This window comes from Bacillus sp. RC242 (assembly GCF_044908245.1).
In the GTDB taxonomy this organism is placed as follows: Bacteria; Bacillota; Bacilli; order Bacillales; family Bacillaceae_G; genus Bacillus_A; species Bacillus_A mycoides.
In genome coordinates this window covers 80,140-101,966 of the sequence record NZ_JBIYCZ010000015.1, presented here as the reverse complement: position 1 = coordinate 101,966, position 21,827 = coordinate 80,140, and the positions used below count along the sequence as shown (strand labels likewise).

At 33.1% G+C, this 21,827-nt stretch carries 24 protein-coding genes and 1 pseudogene; 5 read left to right on the top strand and 20 right to left on the bottom strand.

The genetic code is table 11. From position 1 onward, the window contains the following. Position 1 precedes the first annotated feature (1 nt). From ABH957_RS23575 to pepT, 3 genes are all read right to left on the bottom strand, one after another. A complete protein-coding gene (locus ABH957_RS23575; protein WP_016362105.1) occupies positions 2–307 on the bottom strand; it encodes a hypothetical protein in 306 nt (101 codons plus the stop codon). Positions 308–321: 14 nt separating this feature from the next. After that, positions 322–1,386, bottom strand: a complete 1,065-nt coding sequence (locus ABH957_RS23570; RefSeq protein WP_404457368.1) for a lactonase family protein — start codon at positions 1,384–1,386, stop codon at positions 322–324. A gap of 101 nt (positions 1,387–1,487) precedes the next feature. Beyond that, a complete protein-coding gene (pepT, locus tag ABH957_RS23565) occupies positions 1,488–2,720 on the bottom strand; it encodes a peptidase T (RefSeq protein ID WP_404457369.1) in 1,233 nt (410 codons plus the stop codon). Between the two features lie 182 nt (positions 2,721–2,902). Between pepT and ABH957_RS23560 the strand changes: the two genes are divergently transcribed. Next, a complete protein-coding gene (locus tag ABH957_RS23560) occupies positions 2,903–3,547 on the top strand; it encodes a YczE/YyaS/YitT family protein (RefSeq protein WP_404448043.1) in 645 nt (214 codons plus the stop codon). A gap of 136 nt (positions 3,548–3,683) precedes the next feature. On the opposite strand, the gene ABH957_RS23555 is transcribed toward ABH957_RS23560, so the two are convergent. The 4 genes and pseudogenes from ABH957_RS23555 to ABH957_RS23540 form a co-directional block, all read right to left on the bottom strand. After that, on the bottom strand, positions 3,684–4,001 hold the full coding sequence (locus ABH957_RS23555) for a hypothetical protein (RefSeq protein ID WP_404448040.1): 318 nt from the start codon (positions 3,999–4,001) through the stop codon (positions 3,684–3,686). A 321-nt stretch (positions 4,002–4,322) separates the two neighbouring features. Then, a complete protein-coding gene (locus ABH957_RS23550) occupies positions 4,323–4,898 on the bottom strand; it encodes a histidine phosphatase family protein (RefSeq protein WP_404457371.1) in 576 nt (191 codons plus the stop codon). Between the two features lie 94 nt (positions 4,899–4,992). After that, positions 4,993–5,481 (bottom strand): annotated as a pseudogene (locus ABH957_RS23545) (alpha/beta hydrolase); the annotation flags it as partial. A 19-nt stretch (positions 5,482–5,500) separates the two neighbouring features. Continuing rightward, positions 5,501–5,887, bottom strand: coding sequence for a VOC family protein (locus ABH957_RS23540; RefSeq protein WP_113936867.1), 387 nt, complete (start codon positions 5,885–5,887; stop codon positions 5,501–5,503). Between the two features lie 435 nt (positions 5,888–6,322). On the opposite strand from ABH957_RS23540, the gene ABH957_RS23535 reads away from it, so the two are divergent. Continuing rightward, positions 6,323–9,043: a putative bifunctional diguanylate cyclase/phosphodiesterase gene (locus tag ABH957_RS23535; protein ID WP_404512328.1), complete on the top strand. Its 2,721-nt coding sequence runs from the start codon at positions 6,323–6,325 to the stop codon at positions 9,041–9,043. Positions 9,044–9,142: 99 nt separating this feature from the next. On the opposite strand, the gene ABH957_RS23530 is transcribed toward ABH957_RS23535, so the two are convergent. The 4 genes from ABH957_RS23530 to ABH957_RS23515 are packed head-to-tail and all read right to left on the bottom strand — an operon-like array spanning position 9,143 to position 12,457. Further along, the gene (locus ABH957_RS23530; RefSeq protein ID WP_404457374.1) at positions 9,143–10,207 is read right to left on the bottom strand and encodes an undecaprenyldiphospho-muramoylpentapeptide beta-N-acetylglucosaminyltransferase; all 1,065 of its coding nucleotides are present in this window, start codon (positions 10,205–10,207) and stop codon (positions 9,143–9,145) included. 21 nt (positions 10,208–10,228) lie between these two features. Beyond that, positions 10,229–10,537, bottom strand: a complete 309-nt coding sequence (locus ABH957_RS23525) for a DUF6572 domain-containing protein (RefSeq protein ID WP_060752180.1) — start codon at positions 10,535–10,537, stop codon at positions 10,229–10,231. Positions 10,538–10,562: 25 nt separating this feature from the next. Next, a complete protein-coding gene (locus tag ABH957_RS23520) occupies positions 10,563–11,474 on the bottom strand; it encodes an SDR family oxidoreductase (protein WP_404457376.1) in 912 nt (303 codons plus the stop codon). After that, complete coding sequence (locus tag ABH957_RS23515) at positions 11,471–12,457, bottom strand: UDP-N-acetylglucosamine 4,6-dehydratase family protein (RefSeq protein ID WP_404491776.1); 987 nt, start codon at positions 12,455–12,457, stop codon at positions 11,471–11,473. Before ABH957_RS23515 ends, ABH957_RS23520 begins: the two co-directional genes overlap by 4 nt. 467 nt (positions 12,458–12,924) lie before the next feature. On the opposite strand from ABH957_RS23515, the gene ABH957_RS23510 reads away from it, so the two are divergent. Further along, a complete protein-coding gene (locus ABH957_RS23510) occupies positions 12,925–14,103 on the top strand; it encodes a DUF2515 domain-containing protein (protein ID WP_404457380.1) in 1,179 nt (392 codons plus the stop codon). Next, the gene (locus ABH957_RS23505) at positions 14,078–14,491 is read left to right on the top strand and encodes a CBO0543 family protein (RefSeq protein WP_404457454.1); all 414 of its coding nucleotides are present in this window, start codon (positions 14,078–14,080) and stop codon (positions 14,489–14,491) included. Before ABH957_RS23510 ends, ABH957_RS23505 begins: the two co-directional genes overlap by 26 nt. A 53-nt stretch (positions 14,492–14,544) precedes the next feature. Here the strand turns inward: ABH957_RS23505 and ABH957_RS23500 are convergent, their stop codons facing one another. After that, the gene (locus ABH957_RS23500) at positions 14,545–15,300 is read right to left on the bottom strand and encodes an HAD-IIB family hydrolase (protein ID WP_404512326.1); all 756 of its coding nucleotides are present in this window, start codon (positions 15,298–15,300) and stop codon (positions 14,545–14,547) included. Positions 15,301–15,378: 78 nt separating this feature from the next. Between ABH957_RS23500 and ABH957_RS23495 the strand changes: the two genes are divergently transcribed. Next, positions 15,379–16,068, top strand: a complete 690-nt coding sequence (locus tag ABH957_RS23495) for a Crp/Fnr family transcriptional regulator (protein ID WP_098168943.1) — start codon at positions 15,379–15,381, stop codon at positions 16,066–16,068. Between the two features lie 62 nt (positions 16,069–16,130). Here the strand turns inward: ABH957_RS23495 and ABH957_RS23490 are convergent, their stop codons facing one another. The 8 genes from ABH957_RS23490 to ABH957_RS23455 form a co-directional block, all read right to left on the bottom strand. Beyond that, positions 16,131–16,553, bottom strand: a complete 423-nt coding sequence (locus tag ABH957_RS23490) for a YfmQ family protein (RefSeq protein ID WP_404457384.1) — start codon at positions 16,551–16,553, stop codon at positions 16,131–16,133. 65 nt (positions 16,554–16,618) lie between these two features. Next, on the bottom strand, positions 16,619–17,290 hold the full coding sequence (locus tag ABH957_RS23485) for an LrgB family protein (RefSeq protein ID WP_404448019.1): 672 nt from the start codon (positions 17,288–17,290) through the stop codon (positions 16,619–16,621). A gap of 23 nt (positions 17,291–17,313) precedes the next feature. Continuing rightward, positions 17,314–17,670 (bottom strand): CidA/LrgA family holin-like protein, encoded by a 357-nt coding sequence (locus ABH957_RS23480; RefSeq protein ID WP_002088017.1) that lies wholly within the window; start codon positions 17,668–17,670, stop codon positions 17,314–17,316. 33 nt (positions 17,671–17,703) lie between these two features. Beyond that, positions 17,704–19,137 carry a MocR-like pyridoxine biosynthesis transcription factor PdxR gene (gene pdxR, locus ABH957_RS23475; RefSeq protein ID WP_002088019.1) on the bottom strand — a complete coding sequence of 478 codons (1,434 nt, stop codon included), beginning with the start codon at positions 19,135–19,137 and terminating at the stop codon, positions 17,704–17,706. Positions 19,138–19,204: 67 nt separating this feature from the next. Further along, entirely contained in the window at positions 19,205–20,002 is a 798-nt protein-coding gene (locus ABH957_RS23470) for an alpha/beta fold hydrolase (protein ID WP_404491798.1), read from the bottom strand. Beyond that, positions 20,002–20,682 carry a bacillithiol biosynthesis deacetylase BshB2 gene (bshB2, locus tag ABH957_RS23465; protein ID WP_404491799.1) on the bottom strand — a complete coding sequence of 227 codons (681 nt, stop codon included), beginning with the start codon at positions 20,680–20,682 and terminating at the stop codon, positions 20,002–20,004. The genes ABH957_RS23470 and bshB2 overlap by 1 nt, the downstream gene beginning before the upstream one ends. A gap of 32 nt (positions 20,683–20,714) precedes the next feature. After that, a complete protein-coding gene (locus tag ABH957_RS23460; protein WP_002066705.1) occupies positions 20,715–20,909 on the bottom strand; it encodes a hypothetical protein in 195 nt (64 codons plus the stop codon). Positions 20,910–21,102: 193 nt separating this feature from the next. Next, on the bottom strand, positions 21,103–21,810 hold the full coding sequence (locus ABH957_RS23455) for a GntR family transcriptional regulator (RefSeq protein ID WP_002033710.1): 708 nt from the start codon (positions 21,808–21,810) through the stop codon (positions 21,103–21,105). Between the last annotated feature and the right edge of the window lie 17 nt (positions 21,811–21,827).

Sequence of the window (21,827 nt, the reverse complement as noted above, 5' to 3'; positions counted from 1 at the left end):
TTTAAGTGCTTTTTTTTAATATATTTTCAGGTGATATTTCATCATCGCTTTTTGTATAATAGTTTTCATCATGATATGGTAAAGATAAGTGTTCTAACTTCTCATCGTCTTCTACACACATGACTTTTAAAGTATATCCTTCGAAATCAACTGGAAAGAAAACTTCTTCACTTTGATTTTCATTTATTGCCAAATCAATCATATCCCTTAATTGCTCTAACCCTTCTTTATTTCCAATAATAATAGCTTGATCATGCCACATTTGTTGTCCATATATATGACAGACCTTATAATCTTTGAAATTCATAAATGTTCTCCTATCTACTTTTTCACATGCAAAAACTTCACACATACCGGTTCTGGCGCACTTATTCCATCCTGTAAGAGCACTAATTTCCCCGTTAATTCATTTCTAGAGAATAAAGTCAATGTATTAGATTTTTCATTCGCAGCAATTAAAAATCTTTCTGTCGGATCTAAAGAAAAGTCCCGTGGCCAATCTCCTTCTGTCGATACTGTTTCAATAAAAGTTAGCTCTCCATTATGCTCATTTACTCGGAAAACTGCGATACTATTATGCCCTCTATTTGCTGCGTAAACAAATTTGCCATCTGAAGAGATATAAATTGCACTTCCATAACTTTCTTCACTATAATCTTCAGGTAATGTAGAGATATATTGTTTTTCTTTAAAACTACCACTATGTGCATCATATTGCAGTACAATAATCTCTGAACTTAGTTCCGTCATAACGTATGCAAGATGTTTATTGGGATGGAATACAAGATGTCTCGGACCGCTACCAGGTTTAACAGATAAACAAGCAGCTTCCATTAATCCTCCGTCACTTTCTTTATATGTAATCACCTTGTCTATTCCTAAATCAACTGCTACTACATATTTTTCATCAGGAGTAAAATTCGCATAATGAGCATGCGCCTTTTCTTGTCTTTCCTTATTCAGTCCTGAACCTTTATGTTCTACAATTGTCGTAGCAGTATTTATACTTCCACTACCCTTTTTCACTATATAAGATTCAACTGTTCCTTTATGATAATTCGCTGCTACTACTATACTATTCTCCCGATTCACACTTACATAGCACGGCGATACCCCTTCTAAAACTTGCATGTTAATCGAATTTAGATTACCGGATTTATTATGAATGGAAAAACTAGCAATTCCACCTAACCCATTATCTTTCGCAACAGAATAAAGGTACTCGTTGTTATGACTAATCGTTACATATGTCGGACTTCCTATATGAGCTGCTAATTCAATCCCTTTAAGTTCTCCGATGTTCGTATCAAGTATAAATTTATAAATCCCCTTACTCTCTGCTTTTGTATATGTCCCTATATAACCATGATACTGATTTTCACTCATAACATTTCCCCCTTTTACAAACGTCTTGTAACAAGTTTCACTTTGTATGTTTTACTATAGAAAAGAACCAAGTAGCACTTCATTACTACTTGGTTCTCTTTTTAAGCTTGTTCTTCAAAGCGTCTTGCGATTTCTACAATAACTTGAACAGCTTTTTCCATAGTATCTACCGAAACATATTCAAATTTACCATGGTAGTTTTCACCGCCAGTAAAAATGTTTGGTGTTGGTAATCCCATATATGATAATTGAGATCCATCTGTCCCGCCGCGAATCGGATGAATATTTGGTTCAATATTTAAACTTTTCATTGCCTCATAAGCAATATCAACAATTTCTCTCACCGGTTCAATTTTTTCAAGCATATTATAATATTGATCATTCATCTCTAAAACGATTGCCTCTTCGCCGTACTTCTCTTGCATGTTTTTCACAATATCTTTAATGGTATTTTTACGCGCTTCAAAATGATTACGTTCAAAATCTCGAATAATATAGTAAGCTTTACTTTGCTCAACATCACCATTTAAAGAAAGTAAATGATAAAACCCTTCATATCCCTCTGTATATTCTGGTGCCTCTTCTACTGGCAAGTATCTATCAAATTCCATAGCAAGTTTACTTGCGTTGCGCATTTTGTTTTTCGCTGTTCCAGGATGTGTATTTGTCCCTTTAAAGGTTAACTTAGCGCTTGCAGCGTTAAAACTTTCATATTCTAAACCACCTAATGGACCTCCGTCCATCGTATAGGCAAAGGATGCACCAAACTCTTCTACATCAAAATGCGATGGTCCACGGCCAATCTCTTCATCTGGTGTGAATGCTACTCTTATTTTCCCATGTTTAATTTGCGGATTATGTATTAAATAGTTCATTGCTACCATGATTTCTGTTAGACCAGCTTTATCATCAGCTCCTAGAAGTGTTGTACCATCAGTTGTAATGATTGTATGGCCTTTATATGATGGCAATTCTGGGAACTGTTCAGGTGTTAACACAACATTTAACTCTTCATTTAACGTAATTGCTTTTCCATCAAAATTTTCATAAATTTGTGGTTTTACGTTTTTCCCCGTGAAATCTGTTGCTGTGTCTAAATGAGCTAAAAAGCCGATTACAGGAACATCCTTATCTGTATTAGCAGGCAGTGTTGCCATTACGTAACCATTATCATCCATCGTCACTTCTGATAATCCAATCTCTTTTAACTCTTCCACTAATAACTTACCAAACTCAATTTGTCCTGGTGTTGTTGGTACTGTATGACTTTCTTCATTTGATTGTGTATCAATCTTCACATATCTCGTAAATCTTTCAATAAGTTCTTGTTTCAAATTCGTTCACTCCTTTTATATTTCTTTCTCTATTATAATCCTTATAACGAAATATTTTAACTTTTTTGACTGTGAAAATATATATCCATTTACATTTTTAATAAATCATAAAAAGACATAACATTTGTACATTTAAATTCAAACATGTAATATACATCATTATATATTGGGAGGTTTTAAAGATGAGGCTAACTCTCTTTCGCTATTTTCTTTTTTTCCTAGGATTAATTTTTTTTGGACTTGGAAATGCTCTCGCAGTCAAAGTTAAATTCCTCGGTTTACACCCTTGGGAAGTATTAAATATGGCTCTCTATGAACGATTCGGATGGACACTTGGTACTTGGAGTGTCATATGTGGGTTATGCCTCGTTCTTATCTCTTTATTAGTAGATCCAAAATATATAAACGTAGGTACATTTTTAAATGCACTACTTATCGGTCCTATTATGGACTTTTTCTTACGATCAAACATCCTTCCAAACGCTAGTGATTATTTATGGATAAACTTACTCATTTTATTTTCTGGTATTGCAATTACAGGAATTGGGGGCGGTATGTACGTTGCGGCTGGGATTGGCGCTGGACCTCGCGATGGATTCATGCTTACTATTTCTGACAAAACTGGGTTATCTATTAGTCGTGCTCGAATCATTGTAGAATGCTTTGTACTAGTCATTGGATACATGCTAGGAGGTCCTATTTTTATCGTAACTTTTCTATACACTTTTATTCAAAGTCCAATATTCCAGCATTCATTTAAGGTATTTCAAGCACTCTTACATATTTTACATAACAAAAACAAAGAGCGAATTAATGAAAATATATAAAACATAACTTAATACCAATTACTCTTTTCATTAACTTTCTTACAAATAATTCACCCTATTTACGATTCCCACCGCAAATAGGGTGTTTCTTTTTTCATCCGATAATATATATTTAATTAAACATCAAAAGCATATACTACTCATTCACAATAAAAGTATATACATCATTATAAATACAACCATTTACTCTAATAACATACTTACCTGGTTTATTGAACTGAACTGTATAATTACTTAGTTGTACCGCTTCTTTATCTCCTGAAAGAATATCAATACTTCTACCACTCAATAAATAAGATTCACTTTGATTCATCGCTACATTAATAGTATTGAACTTCTCCTCTTTCGCTTGTGGTGTTTCTGCAGTACTTACACTTGGTTCTAAAAATAGTAGTCCACTTAATCCAATTGAACCCGCTAGAGCTACTCCTGCAAATTTTTTCATTTTTTTCATCACAATGACCCCCTTATAATTTTAGTGTAAAGGCGATTTCTCCCCCCTACACCACAAAGCCTATATGTAACGAAATGAAAAGTAAACACGTACAACAAGACAAAATTCTACATCTTTTTCTCCTATTGAATATAAATCCAGCGTTTGGAGTTTTGTCACATTTAAAGTTGTTTCCCTAAACCAATTTCTCAATAAACTATTCAAAAACTGAATAATTACTTATTGATTTAACATTCTAAAAATAGTTGATAAAGATGCTTTCTCTTCAAAAAAAAGTGTGTTTCAAAAGTAACTTTTAAAACACACTCCATATACTCCATTTCATTCTTCTCTCCATAATCTCTCTACATTTATTAATTGCTCGTCTTTAAATTCTAGCTTATATACGTCTGGTTTTGATGTATTCATTAAAAATTCAAGCCCATATTGGTTATCAAAATAGTTCATCATTAGTGTCATTACAAGCCCATGTGTACCAACTACAATTTTATGTCCTTGAAAATCCATTAATATTTCTTTTAATATTTTCACTACTCTTCTCTGACAATCCACATACGATTCTCCTCCAGTTAGTGTGAAATCTGGATTAGAGAACATCTTCTTTACGAGTGGATACACTTCCTTATCTGATATAATCTTATCCTCACTTAAAAACCTACACTCTTTGAGATTTTCATATACTACTATTTCTTTTTCATGGTAATTAGCTGACCTTTCTATCGTTAACATAGCCCTCTTATACGGACTTGAAATGAAAGTATCAATTCCCTCTGTTTCTAATATCTCAGTTACTCTATGAGCATCTAAAATTCCCTTCTCAGTTAATCCACGTGTTCTTTCATCTCCTTCTAATTTTGGTGATTCACCATGCCTAACCATATAGATATATGTATTCATAATTCCTCCTTGAAAATTTTTATAAGTTAATTACTTACTTTAATCTTTTCTGTATCAAAACTTGAATACAATCAAAATATTAATTTATTCTTTTTTATGAACTCTGCTGAGCAGTTCGTCTAACCCACTCCGAAACTAAACTCTCAAATAATTCAGGCTGTTCGATTTGTAAATTATGTCCCGCCATATCTAATACCGCTAATGTCGCTCTTGGGTAATCTTCAATGATTCCTACAATATCTTGATAACCTACCGATGTATCTTGTCTTCCAGCTAATAAAAGAACGGGTTTCTCATATTTTTTATGCTGGAAGTCCAAAGTAAGAGAGTAATTCTTTTGTAATCTTTCAATAAACCCATCATTAGCAATATCTAGCCCTGGCTTAATTTCTTCTTTGAAACGCTTATATGTATACTCATTCGCAACCACTGCTAACTCACAAAATTCTTCCCTTTCGGTTGAAGTAAGCGTATTTAAAAATTCTTCCTCTCTTACAATTACCTGTTTATCTGGGAGAAGCCTTTTTTCTCGTTGCGCTACAACAACAGGACATACTAACAATAATCCACTAACTCTATCAAAATTCGAAATTTCTCTAGCCTCATTCTTCTATTTGCATCAATACAATTCTCCAACCATCTGGGTCCTCTATAGTAATCCCCTTTTCTTTCCAATATGGATTTTCTGGTTCTACTTCATCGTATCCCATTGCATGCAGCCTTTTACTCACTTTTTCTATTTCATTATATTCTCTTATATAAAACACAAGTAAATTATCTTTTGTTGGGGCTGGACATGGGCTTCCATCTATATGTCTTGTAAATTCTAAATGATATTCTTCATCCGGTAGACCAAACATGACTCCATCATAACCATCATGATCATAAAACTCACCTATACGTTTTAAACCTAATCCCTCTTCATAGAATGCAATAACCTCTTCAAATTTATCAGTTGGACGTGCTATTCTAAACTTCACCCATTTCATCGTGATTTTCCCTCCATATTAAAAATCAATTACTGTATTACATATTATTGTATATAATCAACACGTTTCTTTAATCCCTCATTAGTATGAGAATAGGTACATACAAAGGTCTTACTTAATACACTTTAATAACGAAAAACTCCCCTCATCTAGAGAGAAGTTCCCATCACTTTATATGCAATTTTACATCTCCGCTTGCAAATCACTAAAAAACCTTTAAAATCTAAAGGATGACTAAATATACAAATTCTATCTGCATTCCTTATAAATTGAAAAATCATTGAACTCAATACTTTTTCAATTTTAAGAAGTATTACATTCTTCATTTTTTCCTTATAAGCATGCTTTTTATAAGGAAATCTGATACAATCCTTAAGTAATATTATTATGTATAGATATTACGAATATAGTACATACTTAAAGAAGGTGATTTTTTTGAAATTAAATAAAAATTTACAGCTATGTATATTAATCACAACATTAATATGCTATTCAATCTATTTTATGTTTTTCTTTCTATTCCCTACTAATTTTTCAAATTTCAATGTACGCTTCGCTTCACTCATCGTTGAAGTCATTACATTTATATCGCTAATTTACTCTATATACTCTAAAAAAGTTAGTTCAAATCCTTTTTGGATATGTATTACAATTGCAATTGGTAGTTTTTTATTAGGAAAAGTAGTATATACGTATCAAGATACCTTTTTCGAACTTCCAATACATCATTTTACTATTTCTGATGTATTTTACATGTTTTTTCTATTCTTCTGCCTTATCGCTTTTTGCTATAAGGTCTTAAAAGAATGCAATAAATGGGAAAAAGCTTTCTTTATTTGTGATATATGTATAGTACTTACTTCCATATTCACATTAGAATGGTATTTATTTAATCAGCCAAATTTAAATATATTCTCACTTTCACTCGCAGATATTTTCCTTTCATTTCTATATCCAATTGCAGATCTATTATTTCTTCTACTAGGTGTTAGTCTCTTTTTCCGCCCAACAATTTTTAAGTCCAAGCGGAAAATTTATATCTTTATTTTTGTATTAATTAGTTCTGCAACTTTTAACTATATTTATTTTTACTTAAATACCCATTTATCAACTGACACTATAACATTTTTACGTCTTTTATATAGAATACCTATATTGCTTATCGCAATAGCTGGGTCTATTTCAGAAGATGATAATAGCCATAAAAATTATTTCATTGTAAACCCTATACTAGGAAAGAAAGTTTTAGTCGTATTTCCCTATCTTGCTGTTGCAATACTAATCGGGTTTACGTTAAAAGAACAAACATCATCTTCAACTCTCATTACAGGAAATTGTATCGCTTTTGTTTTCGTACTTATTCGCCATTCTATTGTGCGTATGCAAAACGACACCCTAACAAAACGTTTACAAGTATTTAATGCTCAACTAGAAGAAAAAGTTACTTTAAGAACTTCTGATTTAGTCCATAAATCAGAGGCCCTATCTCAGAAACAACAAAAATTCAAATCATTATATGAATATCATCCTGATCCCATTTTTACGATTGATTTAAATGGAATATTCTTAAATGTAAATAAAGCAGGAAGTATACTACTTGGAGCACCAACGAACGAGTTACTTGGTGAGACATGTTTTTCTATTATTTTAGATGCAGATAAACATAAACTGATATCTGCATTAGAAAAAGTTAAACAACAAGAATCAGCATCCTTACAACTTAGTTCTCAATATAAAGATGGCTTTACTTATTTTTTATACGTTACCATCGTTCCTATTATGATAGATGGACAAATTTCAGGAAGCTATATTATGGTAAAGGATATTACCGCACTAAAAAAACAACAAGAAGAAATAAAATATTTAGCATTCCACGATACTGTAACGAAAATTGGGAATCGATCCTTTTTCCATAGAAAGCTAAGAAAATTTATAAAAAATGCTAAAGCAACACAAAGTGAGTTTGCATTATTATATTTAGATTTAGATCGCTTTAAAGTAATTAACGATACACTTGGACATTCGTCAGGTGATTACATATTAGAAGAAGTAGCAAAACGTTTCCAATCATGTCTTCCATCACATACTCATCTGTCAAGAATCGGTGGTGATGAGTTTACAATCTTAATTGAAAACTATACTGACGAAGATTCCTTATTCGAGTTATGTAACCAATTATTTGAAAGCACGGAAAAGCCGTTTGTCATACATGAGCATAAATTAACTTTATCACTGAGTATCGGTATCTCCATTTATCCACATTCCGGAATCGATACCGCTACACTTCTGAAAAACGCTAATGTTGCAATGTATGATGCAAAGGCAAAAGAGCTCAACTCTGTCTCTATTTATGACGATGTAATCGCTAAAAAAATCGAAAGACGATTACGATTAGAAAAAGATTTACCAAACGCAATACAAAATGAAGAATTGTTCCTTTTGTATCAACCTCAAGTTGATAGTGAATCTAATAAAATTATCGGTGCAGAAGCTTTAATCAGGTGGAATCATCCTGAATTAGGTGTTATTTCTCCATACGAGTTTATTCCGATTGCAGAAGAAACACTACAAATTATTCCAATAGGAAAATGGACATTACAGCAGGCTTGTGAGCAAATGAAACGTTGGCACGCACTCGGATATTCGCATTTAAAAATAGGGGTAAATTTATCTGCTAAAGAATTTGAACAAGACGGCTTTGTAAAATCTATTTCTTCTACTTTAGCAACTACAGGCTTACCAGCAAGTTCCCTTGATCTAGAATTAACAGAACGAATTGCAATGATGGATGAGAGAGAAACATTGATAAAACTGCGTACACTAAAAAGTTTAGGGATTCACATTTCAATCGACGACTTTGGTACAGGCTATTCTTCCCTAGCCTACTTACCTTTATATCCAATCGATACGTTAAAAATCCCAAGAGAATTTATTACAATGTCTGAAACGTGTGAAGATGGAATGGAAATCATTAAAACAATCATCACATTAGCAAATACATTAGGAATGTCTGTCATTGCTGAAGGCGTAGAAACGAAAGAACACGTAAATTTCCTTCAAAAAAATAAATGTCAGTTTATTCAAGGTTACTATTACAGTAAACCTATTCATACTAATGCATTTACTGAGCTATTAGAAATCGGTATTCACCAATAGTACATAGCTAATCGGTATAAGTAATAATGAATTTGAGCAACTATAGTAAAAAGGAAAGAAGATACCTTCTTTCCTTTTGTATTTCTATTTAAATTTCTATTACTTCACCACTTCATTTATTATATCTATTAATTGATGAATCCCCTCATCATTTGTTTTCTTATATCCATTCATGTTTTGAATATATCTCTCCTTATTTGTATACAACTTATTTACTGCATGTGTAAATGTACTACTGTTTACTCTATCTTGAAGTAAAACTTCCGCATATCCTTGTCGTGCAAAATGGTCAGCATTTAAAACTTGATCCCCTCTACTGGAACCATTAGTTAACGGAATAAGCAACATCGGTTTCTTCAAAAATAACAATTCAGAAATAGCAGTAGAACCAGCCCTGGAAACTACAACACTTGCCATATTCAGTATATGTGGCAACTCTTCCCCTATATATTCAAATTGCATATAACCTTCCATTCCGATAGAAGGATCCACCTTCCCTTTACCACACATATGAACAATATTAAAATTTAATAATAATGTATCTAAACTTTTCCTTACCATATCATTTATCCACTTAGCACCTTGACTCCCACCCATTATTAACAATACCGGTTTATCTTGCTGAAATTTACAATAGCTTCTTCCTCGTAATACGTTACCTCTCTCAATTTCTTCCCTTACAATTGGCCCTACATAAACCTTCTTCTCAGTACTTACATTACCCCCTGTTTGAGGAAATGTTGTGCATAGTTTTTTAGAAAAAGGTAATGCTATTTTATTTGCCAACCCTAACGTACTATCTGGTTCACGTATTATTATAGGTATACGATTTAACCATGCCCCTATAACTACAGGAACTGAAACAAATCCTCCTGCCGAAAAGATAACGTCAGGCTTCATTTTCTTAATTAATTTATAACTTTGTAAACAACCGTTTATAATTTTAAAAGGATCTTTAAAGTTCTCCCAATCCCAATATCTCCTAAGCTTCCCGGTTGAAATACTATTATACTTAACATTTTGGACTAATAATTTTTCAATTCCATTTTGAGATCCAATATACTCAACTCCCCATCCTTTTTCTATAAATTTAGGAATCAATACCATATTAATCATTACGTGTCCGGCTGTACCGCCCCCAGTAAAGAGAATCTTTTTATTCATAACTTATATCCACCTTTATCATTAAAAATCTAGCTTTATATTAATCTTTAACTCAAGTCCTATATCTTGTAAGAGATCTTTGATGAGTTCATAAAAATCATTTCCATACTCACTACACTCATACTGAGCAAAAACTTGAATCACATGCCTAGTTCTAGTCTCTAGTGCTGGCTTTATTCGATCAACCTTTTTTTCTTCCACATACGCTCGATATTGATTTATTGCCTCATAGAGGTGCAACACATGCGCTTCTTCATCTTTCCAATCCAACGTATCAACAATCGAAAGAAATAGCGTACTTTGATTATCTATCGCTTCATAACAATTCATATATTTGTTATATCCTTTTATATTTTTATTGAATGCAGATTTCACTACACTTCGCATATTCAAGTACATCTTTTAATGATTGCTGAAATTGAATTTCTGGGATCCATCCTAATTTTTTTATATCCTCTAATAATAAATTTTCATTTGAGCTGCTCCCACTATTCTCTTTTTCTTTTATAGTAAAATTCAGCTGTGTTAATCCTTTAAATTGCTCCAATACATCTAATAAAGAGCGTTTTACTCCTGATCCAATATTATATTGTTTTCCATTTATACCATCACGTAATAACACATGATACGCTTTAATTGCATCACGTACATCTAGAAAGTCCCTACTATCTTTCAAACTGTTTACTTCAATAATCGCTTTACTTCTACCCGATTCTATATCTATCATTTTTTTTGCGAGAATTGAACAAACACCATTCGATACTCCTGGACCAATTAAATTTGAAGGCTTTGCAATGATAATATTTGAATCCATTAATCCGCCCCAAGCCTCTGCAATAATGACTTGCATAGTTTTACTTAAACTATATGGATTTGAAACTTTTATGTTTTTCATACTATCTGCTTGCAATGCAGATCCTATAACTAATGTTTTACAATGCGAGGCTTCCTGCTTAATGGCTTCTAATAAATATAAAGTCCCTATTACGTTAATCTCTATATATTCCAGAGAAGCTGTCCAAGACTCATTAACTGAGTTTCTTCCTGCTAAATGCAATACATAGTCTGGTTTTATTTGTTTAATTACCTTCATTACTTCACTCTTATTTGTTAAATCACAAGTAATACCATTTTCGATTTTTTCTCTATGTGAACGATTTTGAAACATAGGAATTACATGAAAGCCCTGCTCTAAAAAATATTGGTAAGCATGACGTCCTGTGAAGCCATTTGCACCAGTTATTAAAAGGCTCGCATTTTTTTTCATCGTAAAAACCCTCCTTTTTCTAGCATTTGTTTCACCTCATATTTTGTAAGTAAGTCTTGTTGAGAACTAAAACTATTCACATCCACAAGCGGATAACTAGCATAATATTCTTGAAGTCCTTCTATAGGAATAGTCGGTAGTACCACAAAATAATTTTGATCAAAACTAATACTTGTTTTACTCTCTACCTCAGATAAAAGCATTTCACTTAATTTTTCACCAGGTCTTATTCCTACCTCTTTTATCTTCACGTTTTCTTTTTTCGAATCTTCAATCAATACTTTCGCTAAATCCGTTATTTTACATGCTGGCATTTTCATAACAAAGATTTCTCCTCCTCTTCCTTCAGATGCTGCTTTAAATAACAATCCAACAGCATCTTCAATGGTTAAGAAAAATCTAGTCATATTTGCATCGGTAATCCCTACTTTTGAAGATTGCTTAATTTGCTTTTTAAAAAGCGGTACCACACTTCCACTCGTTCCTAAAACATTTCCGCCACGAACACAAATGAATTTTGTTTTCTTCGTTTGCACATTCGCATGAACCATTAATTTTTCACCAATTGCTTTTGTCATTCCATACGTATTTGATGGATCGGCCGCTTTATCAGTTGAAACATATATAACTTTCTCAACTTGATTCTGGATAGATGCTTCAATTACATTTTGCGTACCATGTATATTTGTTTTTATAGCTTCATAAGGATAATATTCACATACTGGAACATGCTTTAAAGCTGCAAGATGAAATACATAATGTACACCTTGGCAAGCATATACTAGTTGCTCTTTATCACGAATATCTCCAATAATAAATTTTAATCTCTCTTCATTTATAAACTGTTGCTGCATTTCAAACTGAACCGTTTCATTCCTTGAAAAAACTCTAATTTCTTTCGGTGATTTTTCTAATAGTTGTTTTATAAGTTCATGTCCCCACGAACCTGTACCACCAGTAATTAAAATTATTTTATTACGCATTCCTTTTCCTCCTACCATACATTTCAATTCAAATTGTATTTATTAAGGTTATTGAATTATTTTCAATTGATTCAAATCATAATCGTCGTTTGTTACATTTAATTGACAAAATAAAAAAACAGAAACTATTTTTTAATAGTTTCTGTTTTTCATTTCACTTCTTAGCAATTAGATTTTCTTTATACTGTTTGAATGATAACTATATTACTGGTTTAAAAAACACCGCTCATTTATTTCTTATACTCGTAATAAAATAAAGTGAAACTTTAATTAGTGAGGATTTTGTCCATCCCCCACTGATTATTAGTTGAATCAATCGGGCTTTTACGAGCAGCCCCACCCTCACCTAACTTCTTTGCTTTAGCCGACTTTTGAGATGGGAGTCTTACTGCTCGTTAATAGCGGGATAAATGGAATGATCCATAACCAATACCACATTTAAACTCATGGCAAAGGGAGGTAATGGAATGTACCGAAGCAATTCAAGCAACACAAATAACGAACCTTCCAAAGTACTCCCTCTCTCCCTATTCGACGTGAAAAATGAGTTAATACAAAAAAGCAACCTCATCCATTCTGATACAATGTGTAAATTAACGAAAGAAGAGCAACTTATCATCGATAAAATTAAAGCTCAGACAAAAGAACTAAATAAAAATAACGTCACAAGAACACGTGCATACTACCAATTTTACATTCAATATCCAGAAATACATTGGGCACTACTTGGGCATATCGTATCACGTAACGGTGGCTGGAATATGACCGATTTAAAGGGAGATTTATATACGAGAATTTTATCAGAGAAAGATCAAATTACATTTTTTTCTTTTTTAGAAAGGGGAAATTGGCTTATTTTCCAAGATATATATCCTCAATTTTTGCTATATGAACAAAGTGTAAAAAGATCGCAAAGGCTATTTCACCTCCTCCCTCACCTAAATGTTTCTACATTTATGGAAACGATGTGGAACGATTTTTGGAAAACAGGTAACAAAAAAACGTTAGCTATTGCAACTATTATTAATGAACAAAGCTACTTAGAAAAAAGAGTTATTCAAAATGTACACTTTAAAAAGACTGTATTAAATAGTATTGGATTTAAACTCTTTGATTTTTTTCAGTTTAATCATATCCTTTTCCCATTTTACGAAAATGATAAAAAGCAAAAAGTATTACTATTTGGTGATACAATGAAACATTTCACCTCTTTGCATGAACGAATTTCACTTGGAAAACGGTTGTATTCATTGTTATTTCGGGATACACATATTTTATCTCAAATAATAAACTGGGTCGATCACCATCCACATACAGGCTCAAGAAAAGATTACTGGCCTCATTTATTTTCTAGTGTAAATGAATCTTTTTCGCGTGAGTTTTATAAACGCCGGATAAAGAAATGCCAGTTACGTAGTGACGCGTATCGTATATACAGCCCTGCACTCATCTATGCATGGCGGGATATGAAACATGAAGAAGTTGAAAATGAAGATTGGTTTAACGATTGGCAAGTTGTAAATTATTTAGTTGATAAGGAGGAAAATATAAATGGACAAATTACAGAAGACTACTGCAAAACACTCGAAAAAATTGAACTCGCAATTCTCGCAAAGAAAAATGTCCTCCTTCGAGAAGAAGAATGATTTTTTAGCATTATTAGTTACAGTCTTACTTTCTTCTATTATTGGAACTTGCTTAGATGCTTTCTTTGTGCATACACAAATATATTCCTTTCCAGTTAGACCTTTCTCATCTATATTTTCAGTTAACATAGGCTTTACGTTGTTTGTGCTACCAATTTTAACAATCATTTTCATACAAATTTCAAAAACATTATCTGCAGTTTCTAGAACTCTATTTATTATTTTAATAGGGCTTTGTGCTAGTATTTTTGAACAAGTTGCTGAGAGGCTAGGCTTATTTGTACATAGTACGGATTGGCAGCATAGTTATTCTTTGTTTGGATATATGTTATTTTTATTTTTCATATGGAAAGTCTATCAGTCAATTATTAATAAAAGCGGGTACTAAAAGGCAAACAATCTTTTTAGTACCCGCTTTTATTATGTTTCACATACACATTTTTATGCATATGACTCTGCTAACTTAATAATTTTATCAACAATACTTTGCTCGTCAATCTTTAAACATATAGACGCATGTTTTATTAATACTTCATGACTCCCAACACAAATACTTTCCTTAGCATGTATAAACATTGATAAGTCGTTCGAATCATTACCAAACACTACGAATTCTCCCTCTTTTATACCTAATCGTTTTAAACCTTCCCATTTATCAATATGTGGCGGACTTATATCAATAACCCCCTCTTTATCGTGCTCATATATTCTTATAGGAAGTTCTTCCAACGCATTTATGATTAATTCTTTTTTTATATTATCAGGAAATAAAACCACTTTTACTACTTCACCAATTTCATCAATATTCATATTAATAGCCAACTGATTAGGGTCTATGTTTTTGTAGATAGGGTGACTCTCACTTCCTGTATAAGCATAATTCCATTGACTATCTACCAAATATGAAAGACTATACTTTTCTATGATTGAACGCATAGCACTTACTGTTTCAATGTCAAAACGTATAACTTCAACAATTTCTCTATCCTTTGCGATAAAAGCACCATTTCCACCAATCATTGAATAATGATGCATATGAGTTGGTAGAACAGGTAATAAATCTCTAATTGGTCTAGCAGATGCAAATATAATCTCATGCCCTATACTATGACAAACGTCTAGCGCTTGAATAATCTCTTTCGTTACTGCGTTTCCTTTAAAACAAATAGTACCATCAATATCAAAAATAAATTTCATATACATCACTCCTTTCTTTTTAATGTATATGAATTATTTTATAATAAACAGGACAGATGTCCCAAAAGGAGAAACATTATGCAAAAGATTGCAGATAATACCTTATTATTAAGCTACTTAAATAATGAGTACATAAAGAAGCTATTCCAACAATTCAATCATCCATTTGAGATTCGCAGATACGCAGCAAAAGAAACTATATTACAAGAAGGTGCAGCTATCGACGGCCTTTATATTCAAATGTCAGGACGTACAAAAATAACTTCAAGTGTAATTACAGGTAAAGCATTATTACTACGATTTTGTTCTGCAGTTTCTATCATGGGGGATATTGAATTAATTCAATCCGTAGACATACAATCTCATGTAACTTCCGAACAACAGTCTGATTTTCTTTTTATCGATAAAAATTATGTAACAAGTTACTTATTACACGATGTAGTCTTTCTTCAAGAGCTAATTCATCATGTCACTTATAAGCTTCAAACTTGCACAACAGCTTCACGTATCAATTTACTGGCTTCTGTGGAGACACGCTTTGCTAGTTATTTATGTACAGCCCGAAATCCTTCTAATTTATTTGGGCGAGAAATTCATACTAAAGATCATCATGAAATTGCCTCATTAGTCGGGACAACTACCCGTCATCTTAATCGAGTCATTGAAAAACTAATAACTAACAATATAATTCATAAAAATAATAAGCAAATTATTGTTGATGATTGGAAAGCTATTGAAGAACTTTCAAATGGACTACGATATGAATAAAAGTTTAATAATTATATAGACCCTACCTATAATAAAGAGACCGTTATAATAACGGTCTCTCCTTAAGCATAATCTTCAGTTACTGCTACTGAACGACTTTGAAGGCTTTTTGATCGCAAACGATATGCAACTACTTTCTTCTTATATTGCTTTACTACATCAACGTGTTCCTCGTAGCTATATATAGAAAATCTAATCTCTCTTTTTCCTTTCTTCGTCTCAATGACTATCGGTGTACCATTCCCTTGCGGCGGAAAATAATGTTTATCTAAAAATAAAGCCTCGTTAAATTCATGAATAACTTGAAGTTTCATTTCTCCTTCTATACTTTCCCCATCTACCGTTACAGTAGTATTTTCCTCATCAAGTTTTTGGTGTAACTCAAATCTACTAATAATTGATTCTACAACAGAAGTTGGCATACTAGAAACTAGTACTTTAAGAGCACCAAAAATACATAATGTAACTATAAACCATGTTGTCATTTTCATCATCTCCATTACGCTCTAAAATGAGTAGTGTTATACTCCTTATTACGATTCATTAATTTTCAAAACAAAAATTTCACTCCATAAGGTACTAATATACTAATAAGTATCCCTGTTACAATCATCGTTACCGAACCGATAGTTGCCTCTTTCTCTCCTTCTTTCACTAGACGGCTCACACCAATAATATGTGATGCGCAGCCCATCCCCACTCCTTTTCCAATCGTACTTGTTATACGGAAAAACTTAAGTACTGTCGGTCCGATAATAGCACCTGTTATTCCTGCAACAACTACAAAACTAGAGGTCATAGATGGAATGCCACCAATTTGATCCGCTAATGAAATGGCAATGGGCATTGTCGCTAATTGTGGTAAAGTTGTTAATATAAGTTCCTTATCTATATTTAAAATTCCACCAATCACTACATTCATACTCGTTAAAGCCACTATACCTATCACTACGCCGATTAGTATCGCTAAAAAGTTTTTCATAAGTATCTTTCGCTCTTTAAATAGAGGTATGGCTAACGCTACAATTGCAGGACTCAAAAAGCCTGAAAGAATGTCTCCCCCATTTTCCTTATACTCATGATGAGAAATACCAAATATCAAAAATAAACAAATCATAATTGCTGTAACTGTTAATACCGGTAACGTAAATGGAAACGCAAATTTTTTATATAGCTTTGTCGCCAATAAATAAATTACTACAGTAATAAAAATTAAGACCATTTGAATAGCGCACCTTGTCGATTTTATTTTTTTGATGTTACTAATAATTGACTTACATACCCTGAAACAATCAATGTTACTACCGTACTTGCAACTACTAAAAGGAATATAATACTCCCCTTACTTAAAAGAAAAGATCCATATTCCATTAATCCTGTTGTCGAAGGAATTAGAAATAAGGGTAAAAATACTATTAACTTTTCTGCACCTACCTCAAACCACTTTAATGGCAAAATACGAGTAGAAAGGAGTAGGAACAATATTAACATCCCTATTAAACTTCCTGGCATAGATAGATGGAATACTCCTTGAATCCACGTACCAGCTAAGCTAAACACATATAGCACGCCTACTTGAAGTAAAAGCGTCACGTACTTCATTTCTTTCCCTCATTTCCATATTACGCTTCACTATTATGAAATCTCATTTAATGTTTCCGCAAACCTTGTAACTCCAAGCTGAATTTGTTCTACATTCGCTCTGCCAAAAGTAAATCGGATATATTCACTTTTCGAACCTAGGACGCTTCCTGGGACAAATGCTACACCATTTTGTATAGATTCACCTAGTAAATGATATTCATCAAACGTTCCTTGCACTTTGCACCATAAATGTATTCCGCCCTCAGGAACAAAAAATTCAATCTGGTCCCCTAATATTTCTTCAAGCTTTCTAATTAACTCATCTCTTCTTTGTTTCAGTTGTCCACGAAGCATCGTAATATGCGTATGAAAATCCTCAGATTCTAAAAATTGGTTCGCTACCCACTGTGTAAATACACTATGACCGAAATCAACTTGCTGCTTCGCATCTGCCAATCTCTCAATTACGCGCGTGGGGCCAATTACCCAACCAATACGTAATCCTGATGCAACAATTTTTGATAATGAGCTCACATAAAGAACATTCCCATTTTGATCCATCGATTTCAATGTTGGATTCACTTCTCCATTAAAAGAAGTCAAACTATACGGATCATCTTCTACAATCGGTATACCAAATTCAGAAGATAGTTCTAAAACCTTTTTACGTCTTGCCAATGAAAGTACCGTTCCAGTTGGATTTTGATAATCCGGATTTAAAAACACCATACGAATGCGATGCTTTTTGTGCAAATCGATTAAGTCATCTGGATTCATACCATGCTGATCAACTGGTAAACGGAATATTTTTAAACCTGCTGATTTAAACATCGGAAGTGAATAACAATAGGAGGGATCCTCAATTGCAATCGCATCTCCAGGCTTTAACAAACATTGAACGATAAGATTAAGTGCTTGCTGAGCTCCAGATGTAATAAGAATAGAGCTTGAATCTGCTTCTATTTGTTTATATTGCTCGACATGTGCCGCAATGGTTTTTCGCAACATTTCATTTCCAAGCGGATGGTCATAACCGAGATTTCCCATAAATGTTTTCTCCGACAAAATTGTTCGAAATCTATCACTCGGAATTAAATCTGATGACAATTCACCACTCGCTAAATTGATTAAATCATCTTTTTGTGTTTCCGTTCGAATTTGCTGAACAAGTGGTACATTAGGTAAGAATGATCCATCCTCAACGTACCTACCCCAGTTCGGTATTCGTTTATGTGACACACCCCATATATCTGTATTCACCCGGGTGCCGCTTCCTTTTTTCCGTTCTACTACCCCAAGTGATTTCAATTCTTCATAAGCAGCTACGACCGTACTCCGGTTCACTTGTAAATTCTGTGCTAACATACGCTCGGAAGGTAATTTTCTATCAGAAGGGAATTCACCGGTAGAAATGCCTCTTTCAATGTAATCAGCAATTTGTTTATAAACTGGTATCTTATCTTCACGATTCGGTTGCCATTCCATTTAGTTCCCTCCTCTCCAAGCTGGTGTCCTGAACTCATTAATAACAGTATTCACTGTAAAAATGGTATTAATCAAGCGCATGATTTAAAAATGCCTCTACCGTCACATTAAAGCTAGTAGGCTGTTCTAAATAAGGTAAGTGCCCACTATTTTTCAACTCAACGAAAGTCACGTTTCTCAGGTGTTTTTCAAATTCTCTCACATACTTTTCCGGAACAAAATAATCATTCTCTCCTCGTATTATTAATGCAGGACATGCAATGTTAGACAGGTATGGTCTTTGATCGTAATCAACTAATTCAGCAAATAACCTTTGAATATGAATCGGATGAATCGTTTGTAGGGATTGATGAAATCCTCGGACAATTGCATCATTATCTTCTACTCCCATTGCTCTCAATAACGTATCCGCCCAAGTTTTCCCTTTATCCTGTAAGCTAAGTAAATCATATACTTCAAGTCGTTCTTTACGATCTGCCTGTTCTAAATAGGGAAATGCATTTACAACAATTAAGCTAGAAACAAAACGTGGATATTGAATAGCAAAATCGATACCCACTCTAGCTCCTTTTGAAAGACCACAAATTGTTACTGATTTTAGCTTTAAATGATTACATAACTCATATAAAACATTTGAATATTCTTTAAAACTAATTTCCATCCCTTCGGATTTCCCATGCCCAGGTAAATCGAGTGAGATTACGGTCCATGTCTTCTTGAAGTATTTTCTTTGATATAACCAATTATTCGAATTTCCTCCAAGACCGTGTAAAAACAATATGACAGGCCCCGATCCTTCTATATTGTAAAAAACCTTTCGATTCTTATATTCAAAATACATATTCATCACCTTCAGATGTAGCATCACATATTTTTATCTTTGAATGAATATATCCAAAACGGTTCTCTTTCTAACCACTCAACTGTTTCTGGAACACCATCTTCATACTCTCTTTTCAGTTCCGTTACCTTAGTCGCAAATTGTGATGCATGTGCTTGCAATGCCTCGAGCTTTTTTGGAACATATTCTTTTACTTCATTTTTAAAACTTGGAGGTCCTATTTCTGCTTCATGATTATTTGAAAAAGCTACAGCATAAAATGTTGGCCTTTTATTTTCCGGAATATTAGCTAACGCCCTGGCTACCGCTTCTCCTGTTGCATCATGATCTGGATGCACTGCATATCCCGGATAAAAAGAAATGACTAACGAAGGATTCAATTCTTCCACATATTTTTGTATTACACTTCTTAATTCTCCAGGAGTTTCAAATTCAAGCGTTTTATCACGATATCCCATCATACGTAAATCTTTAATCCCTAAAATATTAGTAGCGCTCTTTAGTTCTTTCTCTCTTATAGCATATAAGGATTCACGTGTTGCAAAAGGAGGATTTCCCATCGCTCTCCCCATTTCACCTAACGTTAGGCAAACATAAGTAAGAGGGACTTTCTGCTCAGTATAAGCCAAAATTGTTCCAGCCACGCAATACGACTCATCATCCGGATGCGGGAAAACAACTAAAACGTGGCGCTCATTTTTCATCAATATATTAACTCCTTCATCATATACAAACTTTATAAAATAACGACCGCATACCAAGTAACTCCTACAAGAAGCACTAAAAGAAGAATGATATAGATAGCGGATAAGTTTTTCACATTCCTCTTTGTAGACTTACCGTAATTCTCCTCTACATTTCGTGCGACTAGTACGGTCCCAAACAGTGATACAACTACAATAATAACAACTAGTGAAATCGCAAAACTCATTGTCTTCCACCTCTCTAAGGCCAGTCTATTTTAAAGCATGAATAAAATACTACCTTTCTTCTCTTATCATAATAGAAGTTTATAAAAAACGGACCAACCACTTTTGTGTTTTTTTGCTCATCCACTTTAAAAATAAAAAGCAACTGCTCACTTAGGACCAGTTGCTTTTTTACAAGGCTACTTATATTCATTTTCAATTAAAATTAATCCGATTTAAAAGTTTAGTCTTTTCATAATGAAACATTGATTGAGATAGCTCGAAAATTGTTCCATTTACAAGATAAACTGTATTTTCAATAAGAAGCGCTGGATCACCTTCATTTAGTTCTAAAAGCTTTGCATTTTCTTTATTTATTTTTTCACAACTAATAACTTTATCGGCAAAGCCAATATTTAATCGTAAATCCTCAATGAAATAACTGTATACAGAACTTAATGCTATTTCTTCATTCAAATATGGGATGATATCTTTTTTGAAATAACTTACTTCAATAGAGAATGGTTTACCATCTACAATTCTTAAGCGCTTCAAAAAATATAGCCTAGTTCCAATCTCACATTGCATCCGTTCTACTATCTCTTCATTTGCCTCTATTACTTCAATCTCTAGCACTTTCGTTTCAATATTTTGTGAAACGAGATTTTTCGTTAATCCACGTAAACTTCCTAAATTAATGTAATCTGTTACAGAAGTTTCACGTAAAAACATACCACTACCTTGCACTTGAAAAATATAACCTCTATTCACAAGTTGACTAATTACTTTACGTATCGTATTACGGCTTACTTCAAATCGATTCATCAACGCTTCTTCTGTAGGTAATTTTTTCGTTTCATTAAAAAGCCCATCTCGAATGTTTTGCTCTAACACATCTGCAATTTGTTTATACTTTGCACTCATACACTTTCTCCTAAAAT